Annotated in this window: 11 protein-coding genes and 2 pseudogenes; 9 read left to right on the top strand and 4 right to left on the bottom strand. The window is 69.3% G+C overall.

Annotation, left to right across the window (positions count from 1 at the left end; all coding sequences use genetic code 11):
- Positions 1–21 precede the first annotated feature (21 nt).
- Together A5646_RS00880 and A5646_RS00875 are read left to right on the top strand one after the other, a co-directional pair.
- Positions 22–2,202: an adenylate/guanylate cyclase domain-containing protein gene (locus A5646_RS00880; protein WP_067019181.1), complete on the top strand. Its 2,181-nt coding sequence runs from the start codon at positions 22–24 to the stop codon at positions 2,200–2,202.
- Positions 2,199–3,611 (top strand): mechanosensitive ion channel domain-containing protein, encoded by a 1,413-nt coding sequence (locus A5646_RS00875; RefSeq protein ID WP_067019178.1) that lies wholly within the window; start codon positions 2,199–2,201, stop codon positions 3,609–3,611. Before A5646_RS00880 ends, A5646_RS00875 begins: the two co-directional genes overlap by 4 nt.
- 53 nt (positions 3,612–3,664) lie before the next feature.
- On the opposite strand, the gene A5646_RS00870 is transcribed toward A5646_RS00875, so the two are convergent.
- From A5646_RS00870 to A5646_RS00855, 4 genes are read right to left on the bottom strand one after another with little or no spacing between them, the layout of a single operon-like run.
- On the bottom strand, positions 3,665–4,171 hold the full coding sequence (locus A5646_RS00870; RefSeq protein WP_066864163.1) for a 2'-5' RNA ligase family protein: 507 nt from the start codon (positions 4,169–4,171) through the stop codon (positions 3,665–3,667).
- Positions 4,171–4,851: a dethiobiotin synthase gene (bioD, locus tag A5646_RS00865; protein WP_067019175.1), complete on the bottom strand. Its 681-nt coding sequence runs from the start codon at positions 4,849–4,851 to the stop codon at positions 4,171–4,173. The genes A5646_RS00870 and bioD overlap by 1 nt, the downstream gene beginning before the upstream one ends.
- 9 nt (positions 4,852–4,860) lie before the next feature.
- Positions 4,861–6,006 (bottom strand): 8-amino-7-oxononanoate synthase, encoded by a 1,146-nt coding sequence (locus tag A5646_RS00860; RefSeq protein WP_066864171.1) that lies wholly within the window; start codon positions 6,004–6,006, stop codon positions 4,861–4,863.
- A 4-nt stretch (positions 6,007–6,010) separates the two neighbouring features.
- The gene (locus tag A5646_RS00855; protein WP_067019173.1) at positions 6,011–7,327 is read right to left on the bottom strand and encodes an adenosylmethionine--8-amino-7-oxononanoate transaminase; all 1,317 of its coding nucleotides are present in this window, start codon (positions 7,325–7,327) and stop codon (positions 6,011–6,013) included.
- Positions 7,328–7,389: 62 nt separating this feature from the next.
- Here A5646_RS00855 and A5646_RS00850 point away from each other — a divergent pair, with 62 nt between their 5' ends.
- The 7 genes and pseudogenes from A5646_RS00850 to A5646_RS30305 all read left to right on the top strand — a co-directional run.
- Positions 7,390–7,875 (top strand): hypothetical protein, encoded by a 486-nt coding sequence (locus tag A5646_RS00850; protein WP_082984589.1) that lies wholly within the window; start codon positions 7,390–7,392, stop codon positions 7,873–7,875.
- Positions 7,876–8,214: 339 nt separating this feature from the next.
- A pseudogene (gene ripD, locus A5646_RS00845) lies at positions 8,215–8,889 on the top strand (NlpC/P60 family peptidoglycan-binding protein RipD); the annotation flags it as partial.
- Between the two features lie 298 nt (positions 8,890–9,187).
- Positions 9,188–11,344, top strand: a complete 2,157-nt coding sequence (locus A5646_RS00840) for an acyltransferase family protein (RefSeq protein ID WP_066877310.1) — start codon at positions 9,188–9,190, stop codon at positions 11,342–11,344.
- A 61-nt stretch (positions 11,345–11,405) separates the two neighbouring features.
- Positions 11,406–13,607 carry a glycogen debranching protein GlgX gene (gene glgX / locus A5646_RS00835; protein ID WP_067019167.1) on the top strand — a complete coding sequence of 734 codons (2,202 nt, stop codon included), beginning with the start codon at positions 11,406–11,408 and terminating at the stop codon, positions 13,605–13,607.
- Between the two features lie 3 nt (positions 13,608–13,610).
- On the top strand, positions 13,611–15,911 hold the full coding sequence (gene treY, locus A5646_RS00830) for a malto-oligosyltrehalose synthase (RefSeq protein ID WP_067019163.1): 2,301 nt from the start codon (positions 13,611–13,613) through the stop codon (positions 15,909–15,911).
- Positions 15,904–17,664: a malto-oligosyltrehalose trehalohydrolase gene (gene treZ, locus A5646_RS00825; RefSeq protein ID WP_067019160.1), complete on the top strand. Its 1,761-nt coding sequence runs from the start codon at positions 15,904–15,906 to the stop codon at positions 17,662–17,664. Before treY ends, treZ begins: the two co-directional genes overlap by 8 nt.
- Before the next feature lie 17 nt (positions 17,665–17,681).
- Positions 17,682–17,825 (top strand): annotated as a pseudogene (locus A5646_RS30305) (mismatch-specific DNA-glycosylase); the annotation flags it as partial.
- Positions 17,826–17,898: the final 73 nt, after the last annotated feature.

The raw sequence follows: 17,898 nt of genomic DNA, 5'->3' as shown, positions 1-17,898 counted from the left end.
GAGTCCACGCCGGGTCGGTTGATGCGGCCCACCGAGTCGATCCCCGCGGCCGAGCAGGACCCGGGCCGGAAGAAGAGGCGTCGCCCGCGCGCGCTGTCCTGGATCAGCATTCAGTCCAAGGTGATGCTGATGCTGCTGGTGTCCAGCCTGGCGTCGCTGGGCGTGATCGGGACCGTCGAGTACGTCGCCGCGCGCAACGCGTTGTTGCCCGCGGCGTCCGAGCGGATGACGCAGTTGCGCGAGGCGCAGAAACGCGCGATCGAGACGCTGTTCTCGGACCTGTCGGATTCGCTGGTCGTCTACAGCCGGGGCACCACCGCGCTGGAGGCGGTGCAGGCCTTCACGGCCGGCTTCGACCAGCTGGCCAACGCGCCCGTCGACCCCGGCCAGCAGCGGGCGCTGGTGGATTTCTACACCGAGCGGCTGATCAAACCGTTGGAGCGCGACACCGGAAACAGGCTCGCCCTGGATGCGGTGCTGCCCAGCAACAACTCACAGCGCTATCTGCAGGCGCACTACACCGTTGCGGCGCACGGGTCTTCGAACGGGTCCGCGCCCGACGACGCCGGCGACGGCAGCGCCTGGTCGGCGGCCAACGCCCGCTTCAACGACTACTTCCGCGAGATCGCCACCCGCTTCGAATACCGCGACGCGCTGCTGCTGGACACCCGCGGCAATGTCGTCTACACCGTCCGGAAAAGCGCCTCGCTGGGCACCAACGTGCTCACCGGCCCGTATCGCCAGTCCAATCTGCGCGGCGCCTACGAGAAGGCGATGGCCGCGAACTCGGTGAAGTTCGTGTGGATCACCGACTTTCAGCCGTATCAGCCACAACTCGGCCAGCCCATCGCCTGGTTGGTCGCACCGATCGGCCCACCCGGCAGACCGGCCGGGGTGCTGGCGCTGCCGCTGCCGATCGCAAAGGTGAACCGGATCATGACCGCCGACAAGCAGTGGCGCGCCGCGGGCATGGGCCAGACCGCCGAGACCTATCTCGCGGGGCCGGACAACCTGATGCGTTCCGATTCACGGCTATTCATCGAGGACCCGCAGCGATACCGGCGAGAGGCGCTGGCCGCCGGTGCCCGGCGCGAGACCGTCGACACCGCGATCAGATGGGGCGGCACCACCCTGGTCCAGCCCGTGGCCACCACGGCCGTGCGCGCAGCGCAGCGCGGTGAGACCGGAACGGTGACCGACACCGGCTATCTGGGCCAACGTGAGCTCGCGTCCTACGCCCCGCTGTCCCTGCCGAATTCCGACCTGCACTGGTCGATCGTGGCCACCCGGGAAACCTCCGAGGCCAACGCCCGGGTGGCGTCGCTCACCCAGACACTGATATTGACCACTACCGCAATGGTTTTCGTCATCTGCGTGGCCGCGCTGCTGGTCGCCCAGATATTCGTGCGGCCCATCCGCAGGTTGCAGGCCGGCGCCCGGGAGATCGGCGCCGGCAACTACGACGTCTCGATCCCGGTCACCTCACGCGACGAAATCGGCGAGCTGATGGCCGCTTTCAACGAGATGAGCCGCAACCTGCAGATCAAGGAAGAACTGCTCAACGAACAGCGCAAGGAGAACGACCGGCTGCTCGCCTCGCTGATGCCCGAACCGGTGGCCCGGCGCTACCGCGAGGGTGAGCAGACCATCGCCCAGGAGCACCAGGACGTCACGGTCATCTTCGCCGACATCGTCGGCCTCGATGACATCTCGGGCAAGCTGTCCGGCCGCGAGTTGGTGGGCATCGTCGACGAGCTGGTCCGCGAGCTCGATTCGGCCGCGGAATCCCTGGGCATCGAACCGATTCGCACGCTGCACAACGGCTACCTGGCCAGCTGCGGCCTGAACTTCCCCCGCCTGGACAGCGTGCACCGCACCGTCGAATTCGCCGTCGAGATGCGCGACATCATCGCGCGCTTCAACAGCAAGACGGGCTACCACCTGGCCCTGCGGGCGGGCATCAACACCGGCAACGTGATCAGCGGGCTGGTCGGGCGATCCAGCGTGGTCTACGACATGTGGGGCGCAGCGGTCAACCTGGCCCATCAAACCCGCAGCAGCACAACGCAATCCGGAATCTATGTCACCGCCCAGGTCTACGAGGTGATGCACGACATCCGTCAGTTCACGCCGGCGGGCACCATCACGGTCGGCGGCGTCGAGCAGCAGATCTGGAAACTGTCGGAAGGGCAGGGGCAGTGAGAACCTTCGACTCGTCATCGCTTTACTGGGCCGCCGGGGTGGTATTCGGTCTGCCGCTGCTGCTGATCGCCCTGACCGAGTGGCATCAGAGCCTCCTGCGCAAGAACAGTCCGCTGGCGCGGCCCGTCCTGCTGCTGCGCAGTTACCTGATTCCGCTGGGCGCCCTGTTGGTGTTGCTGGTGAACGTGGCCAGGATGCCGGCCCAGTTCACGTCGGTTCGGGTGCTCGCCACGGTGTTCGGGTTCGTGGTGCTGGTGCTGCTGCTGTCCGGGCTCAACGCAACGGTTTTCGAGGGCGCACCGCAGGGGTCCTGGCGCCAGCGAATCCCGGGCATCTTCCTCGACGTGACCCGGTTCGTGCTGATCGGGGTGGGTCTGGCGGTCATCTTCTCCTACGTCTGGGGCGTGCGCGTCGGCGGCCTTTTCACCGCGCTGGGCGTGACGTCGGTGGTCATCGGTCTGATGCTGCAGAATTCCGTCGGCCAGATCGTGTCGGGCCTGTTCATGCTGTTCGAGCAGCCGTTCCGGATCGGCGATTGGCTCGACACCCCGTCGGCCCGGGGCCGCATCGTGGAGGCGAACTGGCGTTCCGTGCACATCCAGTCCGGCCACGGCCTGCAGATCACGCCGAACTCGGTGCTGGCCACCACCTCGTTCACCAATCTCAGCCGCCCGGCCGGTGCGCACCAATTGGCCATCACTACAACGTTTTCCGAGATCGATCCGCCGGATCGGGTGTGCGCGCTGCTGGAGCGGGTCGCCAACGCACTGCCGCAACGCAGGCCCAACGCCGTGGCGACGGCGGTGCCCGCCGGGGCCGCCGAGTACCGGGTGACCGTCGGGCTGAAGTCGCCGGCGGAGGACTCCGCCGCGCAGGCCGCGTTTCTGCGCTGGCTGTGGTACGCGGCGCGGCGCGAGGGCCTGCACCTCGACGGCGCCCAGGATGACATCTCGACGACCGAGCGTGTCGAGAAGGCGCTGCGCACGGTGGTGGCGCCGGCGTTGCGGCTCAGCCAACCGGACCAGCAGGCGTTGGTGGCGCACGCCAGGATCGTTCGGTACGGGGCCGACGAGATCGTCGAGCATGCCGGGCGAGTGCCCGCCACGATCACGTTTGTGGTCGAGGGCGGCGTGCGGTTGACCGCCACCGCCACGGACGGCACGGCCGTCGCGGTCGGCGAGCTGGACGAGGGCTCGTTTCTTGGCGTGACCGCGCTGACCCGTCAGCCGAACCTGGCCGACGCGCAGGCCATTGGGGAGGTGACCGCGCTGGAGATCGATCGCGATCACCTGGTCCAGCTGGTGACGGGCAAGCCGCTGCTGCTGCAGGACCTGGGCCGAACCATCGACGAGCGGCGCGCCCGGGTGCAGCAGGCGATCGCGCCGGAGTTCGCGACGACGAGCGGCTGATCCGATGGTGGCGACCCGCCGCGCCCGGCGACCCGCCGCGCTTGCGATCGCCACTAAATCGGGTGCTCGACCTTCTTGTTGCCGTCCCAGCGGCGCAAACCCGTGAAGCTGCCCTCGATCTGGGCGGGCCGGCCCGCGACGCGCAGCGCCCGGCCGAGTTGGGCGCCGCCGACGCGCCGTGCCATGGTGACGTGCGCGGTCCACTGGCCGGGCAGGCTGTTGGGCATCGGTCCCGGCCTCAAATGCGGCCCGCAGCAGCGGTGCACCTCGGCGTGCAGGGCCAACAGCTCTTCGGTCGGCACCACCAGCCGCGCGAAAACCGCACTGGCGCGGCCGAATAACACCGGTGCACCGATGACGCAGGGCAGCGGCAGCCGTTCGCTCACCGCGCGCAGCGGCTCGTCGACGTCGGGCGCGATGCCTTCGGCCACGGCCAGGGTCACGTGCGGCCGGCTGGCCGGGGCCTGACTTGGTATCCCCGCCGCGGCCAGCGCCTCCCAGATGTTGCGGATCGCCGCCTCGGTGTCGCGGTCGAAGACCAGCTCGACGGATCCGACCATCAGCCGACCAGCGCGGCGACCCAGTCGCGGTCGAAAGCCTGGGTGCACAGCGCCGCAAAGTCGGCGGCGTCCAGCGCTGCGGCCCCTTCGGGCAGCGCGGCGCGCACCGCGGCCAGCCGGGCCAGCGCGGACCGATTCGTCGTCTCCACCACGCCGGGCCGCCGGGGCCAGCTGCCGATGACCAGACCAGCGCACGAAACATGATGCGCGGCAAGCGATTCCAGGGTCAGCGCGGTGTGGTTGAGCGTACCCAACGACGGCCCGACCACGACCAGCACCGCGGCGCCCAGCGCGACGGCGAGATCGCGTGCGGTGACACCGTTTTCGCCGAGCTCGACCAGCAGTCCCCCGGCACCCTCGACCAAGGTGAGCCGCCCCGGCCGGTCCAGCTCACCGATGAGCGCCAGCAGCTGCTCGCGGGTGGGCAGCGGCATTCCGGCCGCCTCGGCGGCGGCCACCGGCGCCATCGGCAGCGGATAGCGGCCCCACCCCGCCAGCTGCGTCACCCCGGATAGCCGGGCCACCTCGGCGAGGTCGTCGTCGCCGGCGTCGACGCCGGTCTGGACCGGCTTGCACACCGCCACGTCGATGCCGGCCTGACGGGCGTGACAGGCCAGCGCGGCGGTGACGACTGTCTTGCCGACCCCGGTGTCGGTGCCGGTGACGACCAGAACCGTCACCGGTGTGCCTCAACCCAGCTCGGCGAGCACATCGGAGAGCACCCTGCGCGCGACCTCGAGCTCGGCGTCGTCCAGCGACGCGCGCGCGGTCAGCCGCAGCCGCGACGTCCCGGCGGGCACGGTCGGGGGGCGGAAGCATCCCACCCGCACGCCGGCGTCGAGGCAGGCCGTCGCGGCGGCCACCGCGACGTCCGGGTCGCCCAGGATCACCGAGACCACCGCCGATTGCGGCACCTCGGCCACCCCGCAGACCTCGGCGAGCATGGCGGCGTGGCGCAACACCGCGTCCGGGCGCCAGGGTTCGGACCGCAGCACACCCAGCGCGGCCCGCGCGGCGCCCACCGCCGCCGGGGCCAGGCCGGTGTCGAAGATGAACGTGCGCGCCGCGTCGATGAGATGCGCGCGCACCGACGCCGGCCCCAGCACCGCGCCGCCCTGGCTGCCCAGCGCCTTGGACAGCGTGGTGGTCATCACCACGTCGGGCGCCCCGGCCAGGCCGGCCTCGTGCAGCAGCCCGCGCCCGCCGCCGCGCACGCCCAGGCCGTGCGCCTCGTCGACGATGAGCAGGGCGCCGTGCGCGCGGCACACCTCGTGCAATTCGCGCAGCGGCGCCAGCGCGCCGTCGGTGGAAAACACGGACTCGGTGATGACGACCGCGCGCTCCTCGGCCCGCGTCTGCAGCGCGGCCGCCACGGCGCCGACGTCGCGGTGCGGCGTCACCGCCACCCGCGCCCGCGACAGCCGGCAGGCGTCCACCAGCGACGCGTGCGAGAGCTCATCGGAGACCAGCAGTGAACCCCGGCCCGACAACCCGACGACGGCACCCAGGTTGGCCGCGTATCCGGAGGAGAACAGCAGGCCCGATTCCGCGCCCACGTAGTCGGCCAGCTCGGCCTCGAACTGCTGGTGCAGTTCGGTGTCGCCGGTGACCAGCCGGGATCCGGTGGCACCGGCGCCCCACATGCGCAGCGCGGCGACGCCGCCGTCGATCACGTCGGGATGCTGCGACAGCCCGAGGTAGTCGTTGGAGGCCAGGTCCAGCTCGGTGGCGACGGCCGGACGCGGCCGCAGCGCGCGCCGCAACCCGGCCTCGCGGCGCTGCCGTTCCACCGCCTCCAGCCAGGCCAGCGGGGAGACCTCGATGGGTGCCTTCATCGCCCTAGAGCCTACGAGAGCCCGTTCGCGTCGCCACCTCGACCATCGCCGAGGTGATCTGCGCGATCTCGCGGGGCGTGCAGATGTAGGGCGGCATGGCGTAGACCAGGTTGCGAAACGGGCGCAGCCAGACGCCGTGATCCAGGGCCGCCGGGGTGGCGACGGCCAGGTCGACCGGCCGCTCGCATTCGATGACGCCGATGGCGCCGCGCACTCGCACGTCGCGCACGCCCGGCAGCGCCCGGGCGGGCTCGAGACCGGCCGCCAGCCCGGCGCCGATCTCGGCGACCCGTGACCGCCAGTCCTGCCCGAGCAGCATCTCGACGCTGGCCACCGACACCGCGCAGGCCAGCGCGTTGGCCATGAACGTGGGGCCGTGCATCAGCGCTCCCGCCTCACCCGCGCTGATGGTGTGGGCGATGTCGGCGGTGCACAAGGTGGCGGCCAGGGTGAGGTATCCCCCGGTCAGCGCCTTGCCGACGCACATGATGTCCGGGCTCACCCCGGCATGGTCGGCCGCGAAGAGTTCGCCGGTGCGCCCGAAGCCGGTGGCGATCTCGTCGAAGATGAGCAGCACGTCGTGCCGTCGACAGATGTCGCGCAGGTCGCGCAGGTATTGCGGGTCGTGGAAGCGCATGCCGCCGGCGCCCTGGACGACGGGCTCGACGACGACCGCGGCCAGTTCGGCGGCGTGGTCGGCCAGCTGTTCCTCGAACGCCGCGCTGTAGGCGGGGTCGTAATCGCGGGGCACCTGCGGGGCGAACACCTGCCGGGCCAGGATGTCGGTCCACAGCGAGTGCATGCCGCCGTCGGGGTCGCAGACGCTCATCGGGGTGAAGGTGTCGCCGTGGTAGCCGCCGCGCCAGGTCATCAGCCGGTGCTTGCCGGGCCGATCGCGGCTGCGCCAGTACTGCAGCGCCATCTTCACCGCCACCTCCACCGACACCGAGCCGGAGTCGCTGAAGAACACCGTCTGCAGCTCCGCCGGGGTGATGTCCACCAGCAACTGGGCCAGCCGCGCCGCGGGTTCATGGGTCAGCCCGCCGAACATGACGTGGTTCATCGCGCCGAGCTGGGCCGTGAGGGCCGCGTCCAGCACCGGGTGGCCGTGCCCGTGGATGGCGGTCCACCAGGAGCTCATGGCGTCGAGCGCCTCGACCGGCTCGCCGTCGCGGATCAGGGTGAGCTTGGCGCCGCGGGCACCGACCGCGACCACGGGCGCGACGGACTCGGCGCCGATGGTGCTGTACGGGTGCCACAGGTGCGCGGCGTCGATCGCGCTGATCTGCTCGGGCGTCAGCCCGGCCTTCGCCGCCGGCATAGTGATCGAGGGTAAAGCAGCCGATTCGCGCAAAACTGCGACGTCGGGAAGCATGGGACAGCATGGCCACGTCGCAGCAGTCCGAGGGCGGAGCGCCGGGACCCGAGGCCGACCCCGCGCTCGGGCCGGGCTGGTCCAGGGACACGCACTACCCGCTGGTGGACTACGACGCCGAAACCGCCGCAGGGCCCCGCGTGTTGCGGGTGCGGGTGGCGCCCTGGGACATCATCTGCACGGTCGTGCTCCTGGTCCTGCTCGCCGTGCTGGCCACGGCGACCACCTGGCCGACGCGGCTTTTCGGCTTTCTGGCGAACGTCTGCGAGGACGAGACCTGCGGGCCGGTCCCCTACGGCCTGGACCTCTACATCCACCCGGTGGTGTGGGGGGGCATCGGCGCGGCCATCACCGCCGCCGTCGTCGGCCCGGTCGTCTCGATCCTGAAGGGCTGGTACATGTCCTTCTGGCCGGTGCTGGCGCTGGCGCTGGTCATGGTCAGCTCGGTGGCCGGGTCGCTGCTGACGATGTTCAGCGAACGCTACTGGCTCTGATCACCCGGCTGGCCCCGCCGGCCCCGGCGCGCGGCTTCGTCGCCGACTGAGACCGAAATCACAACTGCGCACACGGAATTCGGTGCTCCTGTCACCGTCCGGTCACGGTACGACAAAAAATCCCGCCTGGGCCTGGCGGCTAACACCATCTGTTGTCAAAGTGGCTTGTGTGACTGATGTGAATCAGCGGGCGACCGCTGAGTCACTTCGCAAGTGCCATGGACGGCGTCGGCCCCAGCGTGGCGGCCGCCGCTCGGTTCATGAACCGGGGGCGGACGCGCGAGGTCACCGCGTCGAGGCCCATGGAGCGCCTGGAGAGGCCAGGGAAAGGCCACAAAAATGAAACGCATCTACGCCTTCGCGATCGGTTTGGCCCTGCTCGGGGCGCCGATGGTGGCTCCCACCATCGCGACCGCCGACCCGGGCGCCAGATCGATGGACTACCAGCAGGCCACCGATGTGGTGATCGCCCGCGGTCTGTCGCAGCGCGGTGTGCCGTTCTCCTGGGCCGGCGGCGGCATCAACGGGCCCACCCGCGGCACCGGCACCGGCATCAACACCGTCGGTTTCGACGCCTCCGGGCTGATGCAGTACGCCTACGCCGGCGCCGGCATCAAGCTGCCCCGGTCGTCGGGCGCGATCTACCGGGTCGGACAGAAGATCCTGCCGCAGCAGGCCCGCAAGGGTGACCTGATCTTCTACGGCCCCGAGGGCACCCAGAGCGTCGCGATGTACCTGGGCAACAACCAGATGCTCGAGGTCGGCGACGTCGTGCAGGTCTCCCCGGTGCGCGCCAACGGCATGACGCCGTACATGGTCCGGGTGCTCGGCGCCGCGCCGGCGCAGCAGACGCCGCTGCAACAGGCACCGCAGCAGCTGCCCGGCCAGCAGGCCCCCGCCCAACAGGCCCCTGCACAGCAGGCCCCGGCGCAGCAGTCGCCCTACCAGCAGGCCCCCCAACAGCTGCCCGGTCAGCAGGCCCCGCTGCAACAGGCCCCGACGCAGCAGGCCCCGCTGCAGCAGTCGCCCTACCAGCAGAGCCCGCAACAGCTGCCCGGCCAGCAGGCCCCGCTGCAACAAGCCCCGACGCAGCAGGCGCCGCTGCAGCAGTCGCCGTTCCAGCAGGCGCCTGTGCAGCTGCCGGCCCAGCAGACGCCGTTGCAGCCGACCGGCGCCGGCATCGGCAGGTAATTTCCGGGCCGTGTGTTGGCCGTCCGACACCCGCCACTGGCTTCCCCGCCCCGCTGAGCGGCCTCGCCGCCGCGAGCTGTCGGGAGCTCGTGGCGGGTTTTCGGTAAATTAACTGGCGATCATGCCGACCCCGCCACCGTCTCCTGCACCGGACGCCACCGCCGATCCGGTCGCGACGGGAGCGCGCAAAACGGGGTCCCAGGGGTTCTATCGCTACGACCTCGACGGCCTGCGTGGCATCGCCATCGCCCTGGTCGCCGTCTTCCATATCTGGTTCGGCCGGGTCTCCGGCGGCGTGGACGTGTTCCTGGCGCTGTCCGGATTCTTCTTCGGCGGCAAGATCATCCGCACCGCGCTGAACCCGGCCGTGCCGCTGTCGCCGGTGGCCGAGGTGGTCCGGCTCGTCCGGCGGCTGGTTCCCGCGCTGGTCGTGGTGTTGGCCGGGTGCGCGGTGCTGACCATCCTGGTGCAACCGGAGACCCGCTGGGAGACCTTCGCCGACCAGAGCCTGGCCAGCCTGGGCTACTACCAGAACTGGGAGCTGGCCAACACCGCCTCGGACTACCTGCGGGCGGGCGAGGCCGTCAGCCCCTTGCAGCACATCTGGTCGATGTCGGTGCAGGGCCAGTTCTACGTCAGCTTCCTGCTGTTGATCGCCGGGCTGGCCCTGCTGTTCCGGCGCGCGGCCCGGCTGCGGATCGCGCTCGTGGTGGTCCTGTCCGCGTTGACGGTGGCCTCGTTCGTCTACGCGATCATCGCCCATCAGCAGGACCAGGCGGCCGCCTACTACAACAGTTTCGCGCGGGGCTGGGAGTTGTTGCTGGGCGCGCTGGTCGGCGCGCTGGTGACCCGCGTCCACTGGCCCATGTGGTTGCGGACGGTGCTGGCCACCGTCGCGCTGGGCGCGGTGCTGTCCTGCGGGGCGCTGATCGACGGCGTGCAGGAGTTCCCCGGCCCGTGGGCGCTGGTGCCGGTCGGCGCCGCCATGCTGATGATCCTGGTCGGAGCCAACCTGCAGAGCGGCGCCGGTGGCCGGCTGCCGCTGCCCAACCGGCTGCTGGCGACGCGGCCCCTGGTGGAGCTGGGCGCCATGGCGTACGCGCTCTACCTGTGGCACTGGCCGCTGCTGATCTTCTGGCTGTCCTACAGCGGTCACAAGCACGCCAGTTTCGTCGAAGGCGCGGTGCTGCTGCTGGTGTCGGGGGTGCTGGCCTATCTGACCAACCGGCTCGTCGAGGATCCGCTGCGCTACCGCGCCTCCTCGAAGCCGGCCGCCGCGCCGGCGATTCCGTGGGCGACGCGACTGGCCCGGCCGACGATGGCGCTGGGATCGGCGGTCGTGCTGCTGGGCGTGACCCTGACGGCGACCTCGTTCACCTGGCGCCAGCACGTCACCGTCCTGCGGTCGGCCGGCAAGGAGCTCAGCGTCCTCAACCCGCAGGACTATCCCGGCGCCCGCGCCCTCACCGAACGCGTGCGGGTGCCCGCTCTGCCCATGCGGCCCACCGTCTTAGAGGTCAAGCAGGACCTGCCCGCCTCGACCCGGGACGGCTGCATCAGCGACTTCGTCAACCCCGCGGTGGTCACCTGCACCTACGGCGATGTGGCCGCCGACCGGACCATCGCGCTGGCGGGCGGGTCGCACGCCGAACACTGGCTGCCCGCGCTGGACATCCTGGGCAAGCTGCACCACTTCAAGGTCGTGACGTATCTGAAGATGGGCTGTCCCCTGTCGACCGAGCAGGTTCCGCTGATCATGGGCAACAACGCCCCCTACCCGCAATGCCGGGAGTGGGTGCAGCGAACGATGACCAAACTGGTCACCGACCGGCCCGATTACGTGTTCACCACCACCACCCGGCCGTGGAACATCAAGTCCGGCGACGTGATGCCCGCCACCTATATCGGCATCTGGCAGACGTTGTCCGACAACAACATTCCGATTCTCGGGATGCGGGACACGCCGTGGCTGGTGAAGAACGGCCAGCCGTTCGACCCGGCGGACTGCCTCGCCAAACGCAACGGCACCCCGCAGTCCTGCGCCATCAAGCGTTCCGACATGCTCTCCGACCGCAACCAGACGCTGGACTTCGTCACGCAATTCCCGCAGCTCAAGGTGCTCGACATGACCGACGCGATCTGCCGCGCCGACGTGTGCCGCCCAGTCGAGGGAAACATCCTGATCTATCACGGCGCCCACCACCTCTCGCCCACCTATGTGCGGACCATGGCGCCCGAACTGGGCCGCCAGATCGCCGAGGCCACCGGCTGGTGGTGACCCGCCTTACTCCTGGCCGCTAACGCGGGTGGGGGCAACCGCGCGCGGATAAGGTCGATAGGTGTCAACCAACAGTCCCGCTTCAGAACCAGGCGGTAACCACCAACCCAAGCTGGCCACCGTGTGGCCGGGAAACCCTTATCCGCTCGGCGCCTCCTACGACGGCGCGGGGACCAACTTCTCGTTGTTCTCCGAAATCGCCGAGAAAGTCGAGCTGTGCCTGATCGACCATCGCGGCAGCGAGTCGCGGATTCCCTTGGACGAGGTGGACGGATTCGTCTGGCACGCGTATCTGCCGAACATCACTCCCGGACAGCGCTACGGCTTTCGCGTCTACGGCCCGTTCGAGCCGGCGGCCGGTCACCGGTGTGACCCCAGCAAGCTGTTGCTCGACCCGTACGGCAAGGCTTTTCACGGCGACTTCACCTTCGGTCAGGCGCTGTTCTCCTACGACCTGAAGGCCGTCAGCCCGAACGGTCCCAACGCCGACGGGCTCGACCCGGGGATTCCGCCGATGGTCGATTCGCTGGGCCACACCATGACCAGCGTGGTGAGCAATCCGTTCTTCGACTGGGGATCCGACCGCGCGCCGCTGACCCCGTATCACGAGACCGTCATCTACGAGGCCCACGTCAAAGGGATGACGCAGACCCATCCCAGCGTCCCCGAGGAGCTGCGGGGCACCTATGCCGGGCTGGCCCACCCGGCGATCATCGATCACCTCCACTCGCTGCGGGTCACCGCCATCGAGCTGATGCCGGTGCACCAGTTCATGCACGACCAGCGGCTGCTGGACCTGGGTCTGCGAAACTACTGGGGCTACAACACTTTCGGCTATTTCGCGCCCCACAATCAATACGCGGCCAACCGCACGTCGAGCGTCGCGGAGTTCAAGTCGATGGTGCGCAGCTTCCACGAAGCCGGCATCGAGGTGATCCTCGACGTGGTGTATAACCACACCGCCGAGGGCAATCACCTGGGGCCGACCATCAACTTCCGCGGCATCGACAACGCCGCCTACTACCGGCTCGTCGACACCGACCTGCGGCGGTACAAGGACTACACCGGTACCGGCAACAGCCTCAACCCGCGCCACCCGCATGTGCTGCAGCTGATCATGGATTCGCTGCGCTACTGGGTGACCGAGATGCACGTCGACGGGTTCCGCTTCGATCTGGCCGCCACGTTGGCCCGCGAGCTGCACGACGTCGACAGGTTGAGCGCGTTCTTCGATCTGGTGCAGCAGGATCCGATCGTCAGCCAGGTCAAATTGATCGCCGAACCGTGGGATGTCGGCGAGGGTGGTTATCAAGTCGGAAATTTCCCGGGTTTGTGGACCGAGTGGAACGGGAAGTATCGCGATACTGTGCGCGATTACTGGCGGGGCGAGCCCGCAACCCTGGGCGAGTTCGCTTCCCGGCTGACCGGGTCGTCGGACCTGTATGAGGCGACCGGCCGGCGTCCCAGCGCCAGCATCAACTTCGTCACCGCGCACGACGGGTTCACCCTGAACGACCTGGTGTCCTACAACGAGAAGCACAACATGGCCAACGGGGAGGACAACCGGGACGGCGAGAGCCACAACCGATCGTGGAACTGCGGCGTCGAAGGCCCCACCGACGACCCCGACATCACCGAGCTGCGCTGCCGCCAGATGCGCAACTTCTGGGCGACGCTGATGCTCAGCCAGGGCACGCCGATGATCGCCCATGGCGACGAGTTCGGCCGCACCCAGAACGGCAACAACAACGTGTACTGCCAGGACTCCGAATTGTCTTGGATGGATTGGTCTTTGGTCGACAAGAACGCCGACCTGCTGAAGTTCGCCCGCCGGGTGAGCACGCTGCGCAAGCGGCACCCGGTGTTTCGGCGGCGCCGGTTCTTCGAGGGCGAGCCGATCCGCAGCGGCGACGAGGTGCGCGACATCGCCTGGCTGAATCCGAGCAGCCGCGAGATGACGCACGAGGATTGGGGCGAAAGCATTCACAAGTGCGTGGCGGTGTTCCTCAACGGCGAGGCCATCAGCGCACCCAACGCGCGCGGTGAACGGGTCGTCGACGACTCATTCCTGTTGTGTTTCAACGCCGGTGAAGAGCCGGTGGAGTTCGCGACGCCGAATAGTGACTATGCGAAAGAGTGGACCGTGGAACTGGACACCAACGAACCGACGGGCCGCAAAGAGGGGGCCGACCAGGTGGTGACCGCCGAGGAGAAGGTGTCGCTGCCCTCACGCTCGCTGCTGGTCTTGCGTAAGACGCAGTGACGCATGGCCTTACCCGTCATCTCCACCTACCGGCTGCAACTACGTGGTGAATCCAGTGGGTTCGCGTTCACTTTCGCCGACGCGGAAAACCTGCTCGACTACCTGAACGACCTCGGGGTGTCGCACCTGTATCTGTCGCCGATCATGACCGCGGCGCCCGGGTCCAGCCATGGCTACGACGTCACCGACCCGACGACGGTGTCCCCCGAGATCGGCGGCCGCGACGGCCTGGCGCGGTTGTCGGCCGCGGCGCGGGAGCGCGGCATGGGCCTGATCGTCGACATCGTGCCCAACCACGTGGGCATCGACGTGCCCCAGCAGAACCCGTGGTGGTGGGACGTCCTGCGCAACGGCCGTTCCTCGCCCTACGCAACGTATTTCGACATCGATTGGGACCTCGACGACGACGGCCGCATCGTGCTGCCGGTGCTGGGATCCGACGACGACGCCGCCGACCTCACCGTCGACGGGGACCTGCTGCGGCTGGGTGATCTGGCGCTGCCGATCGCGCCCGGCACCGCGGGGGGCACCGGACCCGAGGTGCACGACCGCCAGCACTACCGGCTGGTCGGCTGGCGCAACGGCGTGTGCGGATACCGTCGTTTCTTCTCGATCACCTCGCTGGCCGGGCTGCGCCAGGAGGACCGCGCGGTCTTCGACGCCACCCACGCCGAGGTCGGCCGGTGGTTCACCGAGGGGCTGGTCGACGGCATCCGCATCGACCACCCCGACGGCCTGTCGGATCCGTGCGGGTACCTGGCGTGGCTGCGCGAACTGACCGGCCCGCAAGCCTGGATCGTGATCGAGAAGATCCTGGCCGTCGACGAGGCGCTCGAGCCCACCCTGCCGGTCGGCGGCACCACCGGTTATGACGTGTTGCGCGAAATCGGCGGTGTGCTGGTGGATCCGGACGGCGCCCCCGCGCTGACCGCGCTGGTGGAATCCGCCGGGGTGGACTACGGGGCGATGCCGGACATGCTGGTGGACCTCAAGATCCGTTCGGCCACCGAAACCTTGGCAAGCGAACTGCGCCGGTTGCGTCGCAGTATCGCGGCCGCGGCCGGCGTCGACCACCCGCGGTTGCCCGAGGCGGTGGCCGCGCTGCTCACCCACATCGGGGTCTACCGCAGCGACTACCCCGGCCTGGTCGCGCTGCTGCCCACCGCGCTGGCCGAAACCCAAGCGGCCGCACCGGAATTGGGGCCCGCACTGCAGGTGCTGGCCGCGGCGCTGGCCCGCGGCGGGGAACCGGCCACCCGCCTGCAGCAGCTCTGCGGGGCCGTCACCGCCAAGGCCGTCGAGGACTGCCTGTTCTACCGCGACGCCCGGCTGGTCTCGCTGAACGAGGTGGGCGGCGAGCCGCACCGCTTCGGTGTCGGTGCCGCCGAGTTTCACCACAGCGCCGCCACCCGCGCGCGGTTGTGGCCGCAGACCATGACGACGCTCACCACGCACGACACCAAGCGCGGCGAGGACGTGCGGGCCCGGATCTCGGTGCTGTCGCAGGTGCCGTCGCTGTGGACCGAGTTCCTTACCCGCTGGGAGAAACGCGCCCCCTCCCCCGATCCGGCGACCGGACAGTTCCTGTGGCAGAACATCTTCGGCGTATGGCCGGTCAGCGGCGAGGTCACCGCCGAGCTGCGCGAGCGACTGCATGCCTACGCCGAGAAGGCCATCCGCGAGGCGTCCTGGCATACCTCGTGGAACGACCCGGACGCCGAATTCGAGGACGCGGTGCACCGGTGGCTGGACAGCGTGCTCGACGGTCCGGTGGCCGGCCAGCTGACCGAGCTTGTCGCCCAACTCAATCCGCATGCCGCCAGCGACGCGCTGGCCCAGAAGCTGCTGGCGCTGACCGTGCCCGGGATTCCCGACGTGTACCAGGGCACCGAGCTGTGGGACGACAGCCTGGTGGACCCGGACAACCGCCGGGCCGTGGACTACTCGGCCCGGCGCGCCGCCCTGCAGGACTTGAAACATCCGAAAATCCGGGTCGTCACCACGGCGCTGCGTGTGCGCCGCCAGCACGTGGACACCTTCCTGCACGGCGAGTACGTCCCGATCCTGGCCAACGGCGAGGCCAGCGACCACGTGCTGGCGTTTCGCCGCGGCGAGGACATCGTGGTGGCGGTGACCCGCTGGACCGTGCGGCTGGCCGAAAGCGGCTGGGGCAATACGGTTGTGCCGCTGCCGGACGGAACCTGGAAGGACGCGCTCACCGGCGTGATCGCCGACGGCCCCACCTCGGCGGCACAATTGTTCGCCGACCTGCCCGTCGTGCTGCTGGAGCGCCACCATGACTGAATTGCAGACGACTGACTTCCGGGTCTGGGCGCCCAAGCCCGCGCTGGTTCGTCTCGACGTCGACGGCCAGACGCACGCCATGACGCGCTCGGCCGACGGTTGGTGGCATGCGAGCGTGGACACCGCGCCGGACGCCCGCTACGGCTACCTGCTCGACGACGACCCCACCGTGCTGCCCGACCCGCGCTCACCGCGCCAGCCCGAGGGCGTGCACGCCCGCTCGCAGTTGTGGGATCCGGCCGCCGCGGCGTGGACCGATACCGCGTGGGCGGGCCGCCCGGTCGAGGGCGCGGTGATCTACGAGATGCACCTCGGCACGTTCACCGAGGCGGGCACCTTCGACTCGGCCATCGACAAGCTGGACTACCTGGTCGAGCTCGGCGTGGACTTCGTCGAGCTGATGCCGGTGAATTCCTTTGCCGGCACGCATGGTTGGGGATACGACGGCGTGCTGTGGTACAGCGTGCACGAACCCTACGGCGGCCCCGACGGGCTGGTGCGCTTCGTCGACGCCTGCCACGCCAAGGGGCTGGGGGTGTTGATCGACGCGGTGTTCAACCACCTCGGCCCGTCGGGCAATTATCTGCCGCGCTATGGGCCCTACCTGTCGTCGGCGAGTAACCCGTGGGGCGAGGGCATCAACATCGCCGACGCCGACTCCGACGAGGTGCGCCGCTACATCATCGGCTGCGCGCTGCGCTGGATGCGCGACTTCCATGCCGACGGCCTGCGCCTGGACGCCGTCCACGCGCTGGTGGACACCACCGCGATCCATATCCTCGAGGAGCTCGCGACCGAAACGGATTGGCTGGCCCAGCAATTGGGGCGTCCCCTGTCGCTGATCGCCGAGAGCGACCTGAACGATCCACGGCTGATCACCCCGCGCGAGCGCGGCGGCTACGGCCTGACCGGGCAGTGGGCCGACGACATTCATCACGCGATCCACACCGCGGTTTCCGGCGAGCGCCAGGGCTACTACGCCGACTTCGGCAGCCTGGCCACCCTGGCCCAGACGTTGCGCCACGGCTTCTTTCACGCCGCCACCTATTCGTCGTTCCGCCGTCGCCGGCACGGCCGGCCGCTGGACACCAGCGCGGAATCCGGCATCCCGGCCACCCGCCTGGTCGCCTACACCTGCACGCACGATCAGGTCGGCAACCGGGCCCTGGGCGACCGGCCGTCGCAGAACCTGACCGGCGGCCAGCTGGCGATCAAGGCCGCGCTCGTCCTCGGATCTCCTTACACCACCATGCTTTTCATGGGTGAGGAATATGCGGCGTCGACCCCGTTCCAGTTCTTCAGCTCGCACCCCGAGCCGGAACTGGCGAAGGCCACCGCCGAGGGACGCAAGGCCGAGTTCGCCGAACACGGCTGGGACGCCGACGAGATTCCCGACCCACAGGACCCGCAGACGTTCGCCAACTCCAAGCTGGATTGGGCCGAGGTCGACACCGGTGAGCACGCCCGGCTGCACCGCCTCTACCGCGACCTGATCGCGTTGCGGCGCGAGGATCCCGACCTCGCCGACCCCTGGCTGGAGAACCTCACCGTCGACTACGACGAGGACCGAGGCTGGATCGTCGTCGCGCGCGGACGGTTGCGCATCGTGTGCAACCTGGGCGCCGAGCAGGTGCGCGTCCCGGTCACCGGTGAGCTGGTGCTGGCCTGGGACGAGCCGGCGGTTCATCCCGACAGCACCGAGCTGCCTGGGCATTCATTCGCGATATTGCGGAGCACGGGTGGCTCCGGCTGATCGCGCTTCGTCCGACCATGGATGAGCTCCGCTTCACCCGGGAGGAACTGAAGCGATTCCACGGCAGCACCGTGCCCGACCTGATCTCCGAGCAGGTCCGGCTGCTGTTCGTGGGCATTAATCCCGGCCTGCGAACCGCTGCCGTACAAGCACATTTCGCGCCGCACCAGGTATTTCCAGTCGTCCGGCGCAAACCCTGACGAGGCGTCGATTAAGTGATCGGTGATGCCGGCG

Origin of the sequence: Mycobacterium sp. 1245499.0 (genome assembly GCF_001673615.1) — a bacterium.
Lineage (GTDB): Bacteria > Actinomycetota > Actinomycetes > Mycobacteriales > Mycobacteriaceae > Mycobacterium > Mycobacterium europaeum_A.
This window is presented reverse-complemented; position numbering and strand designations above follow the sequence as displayed.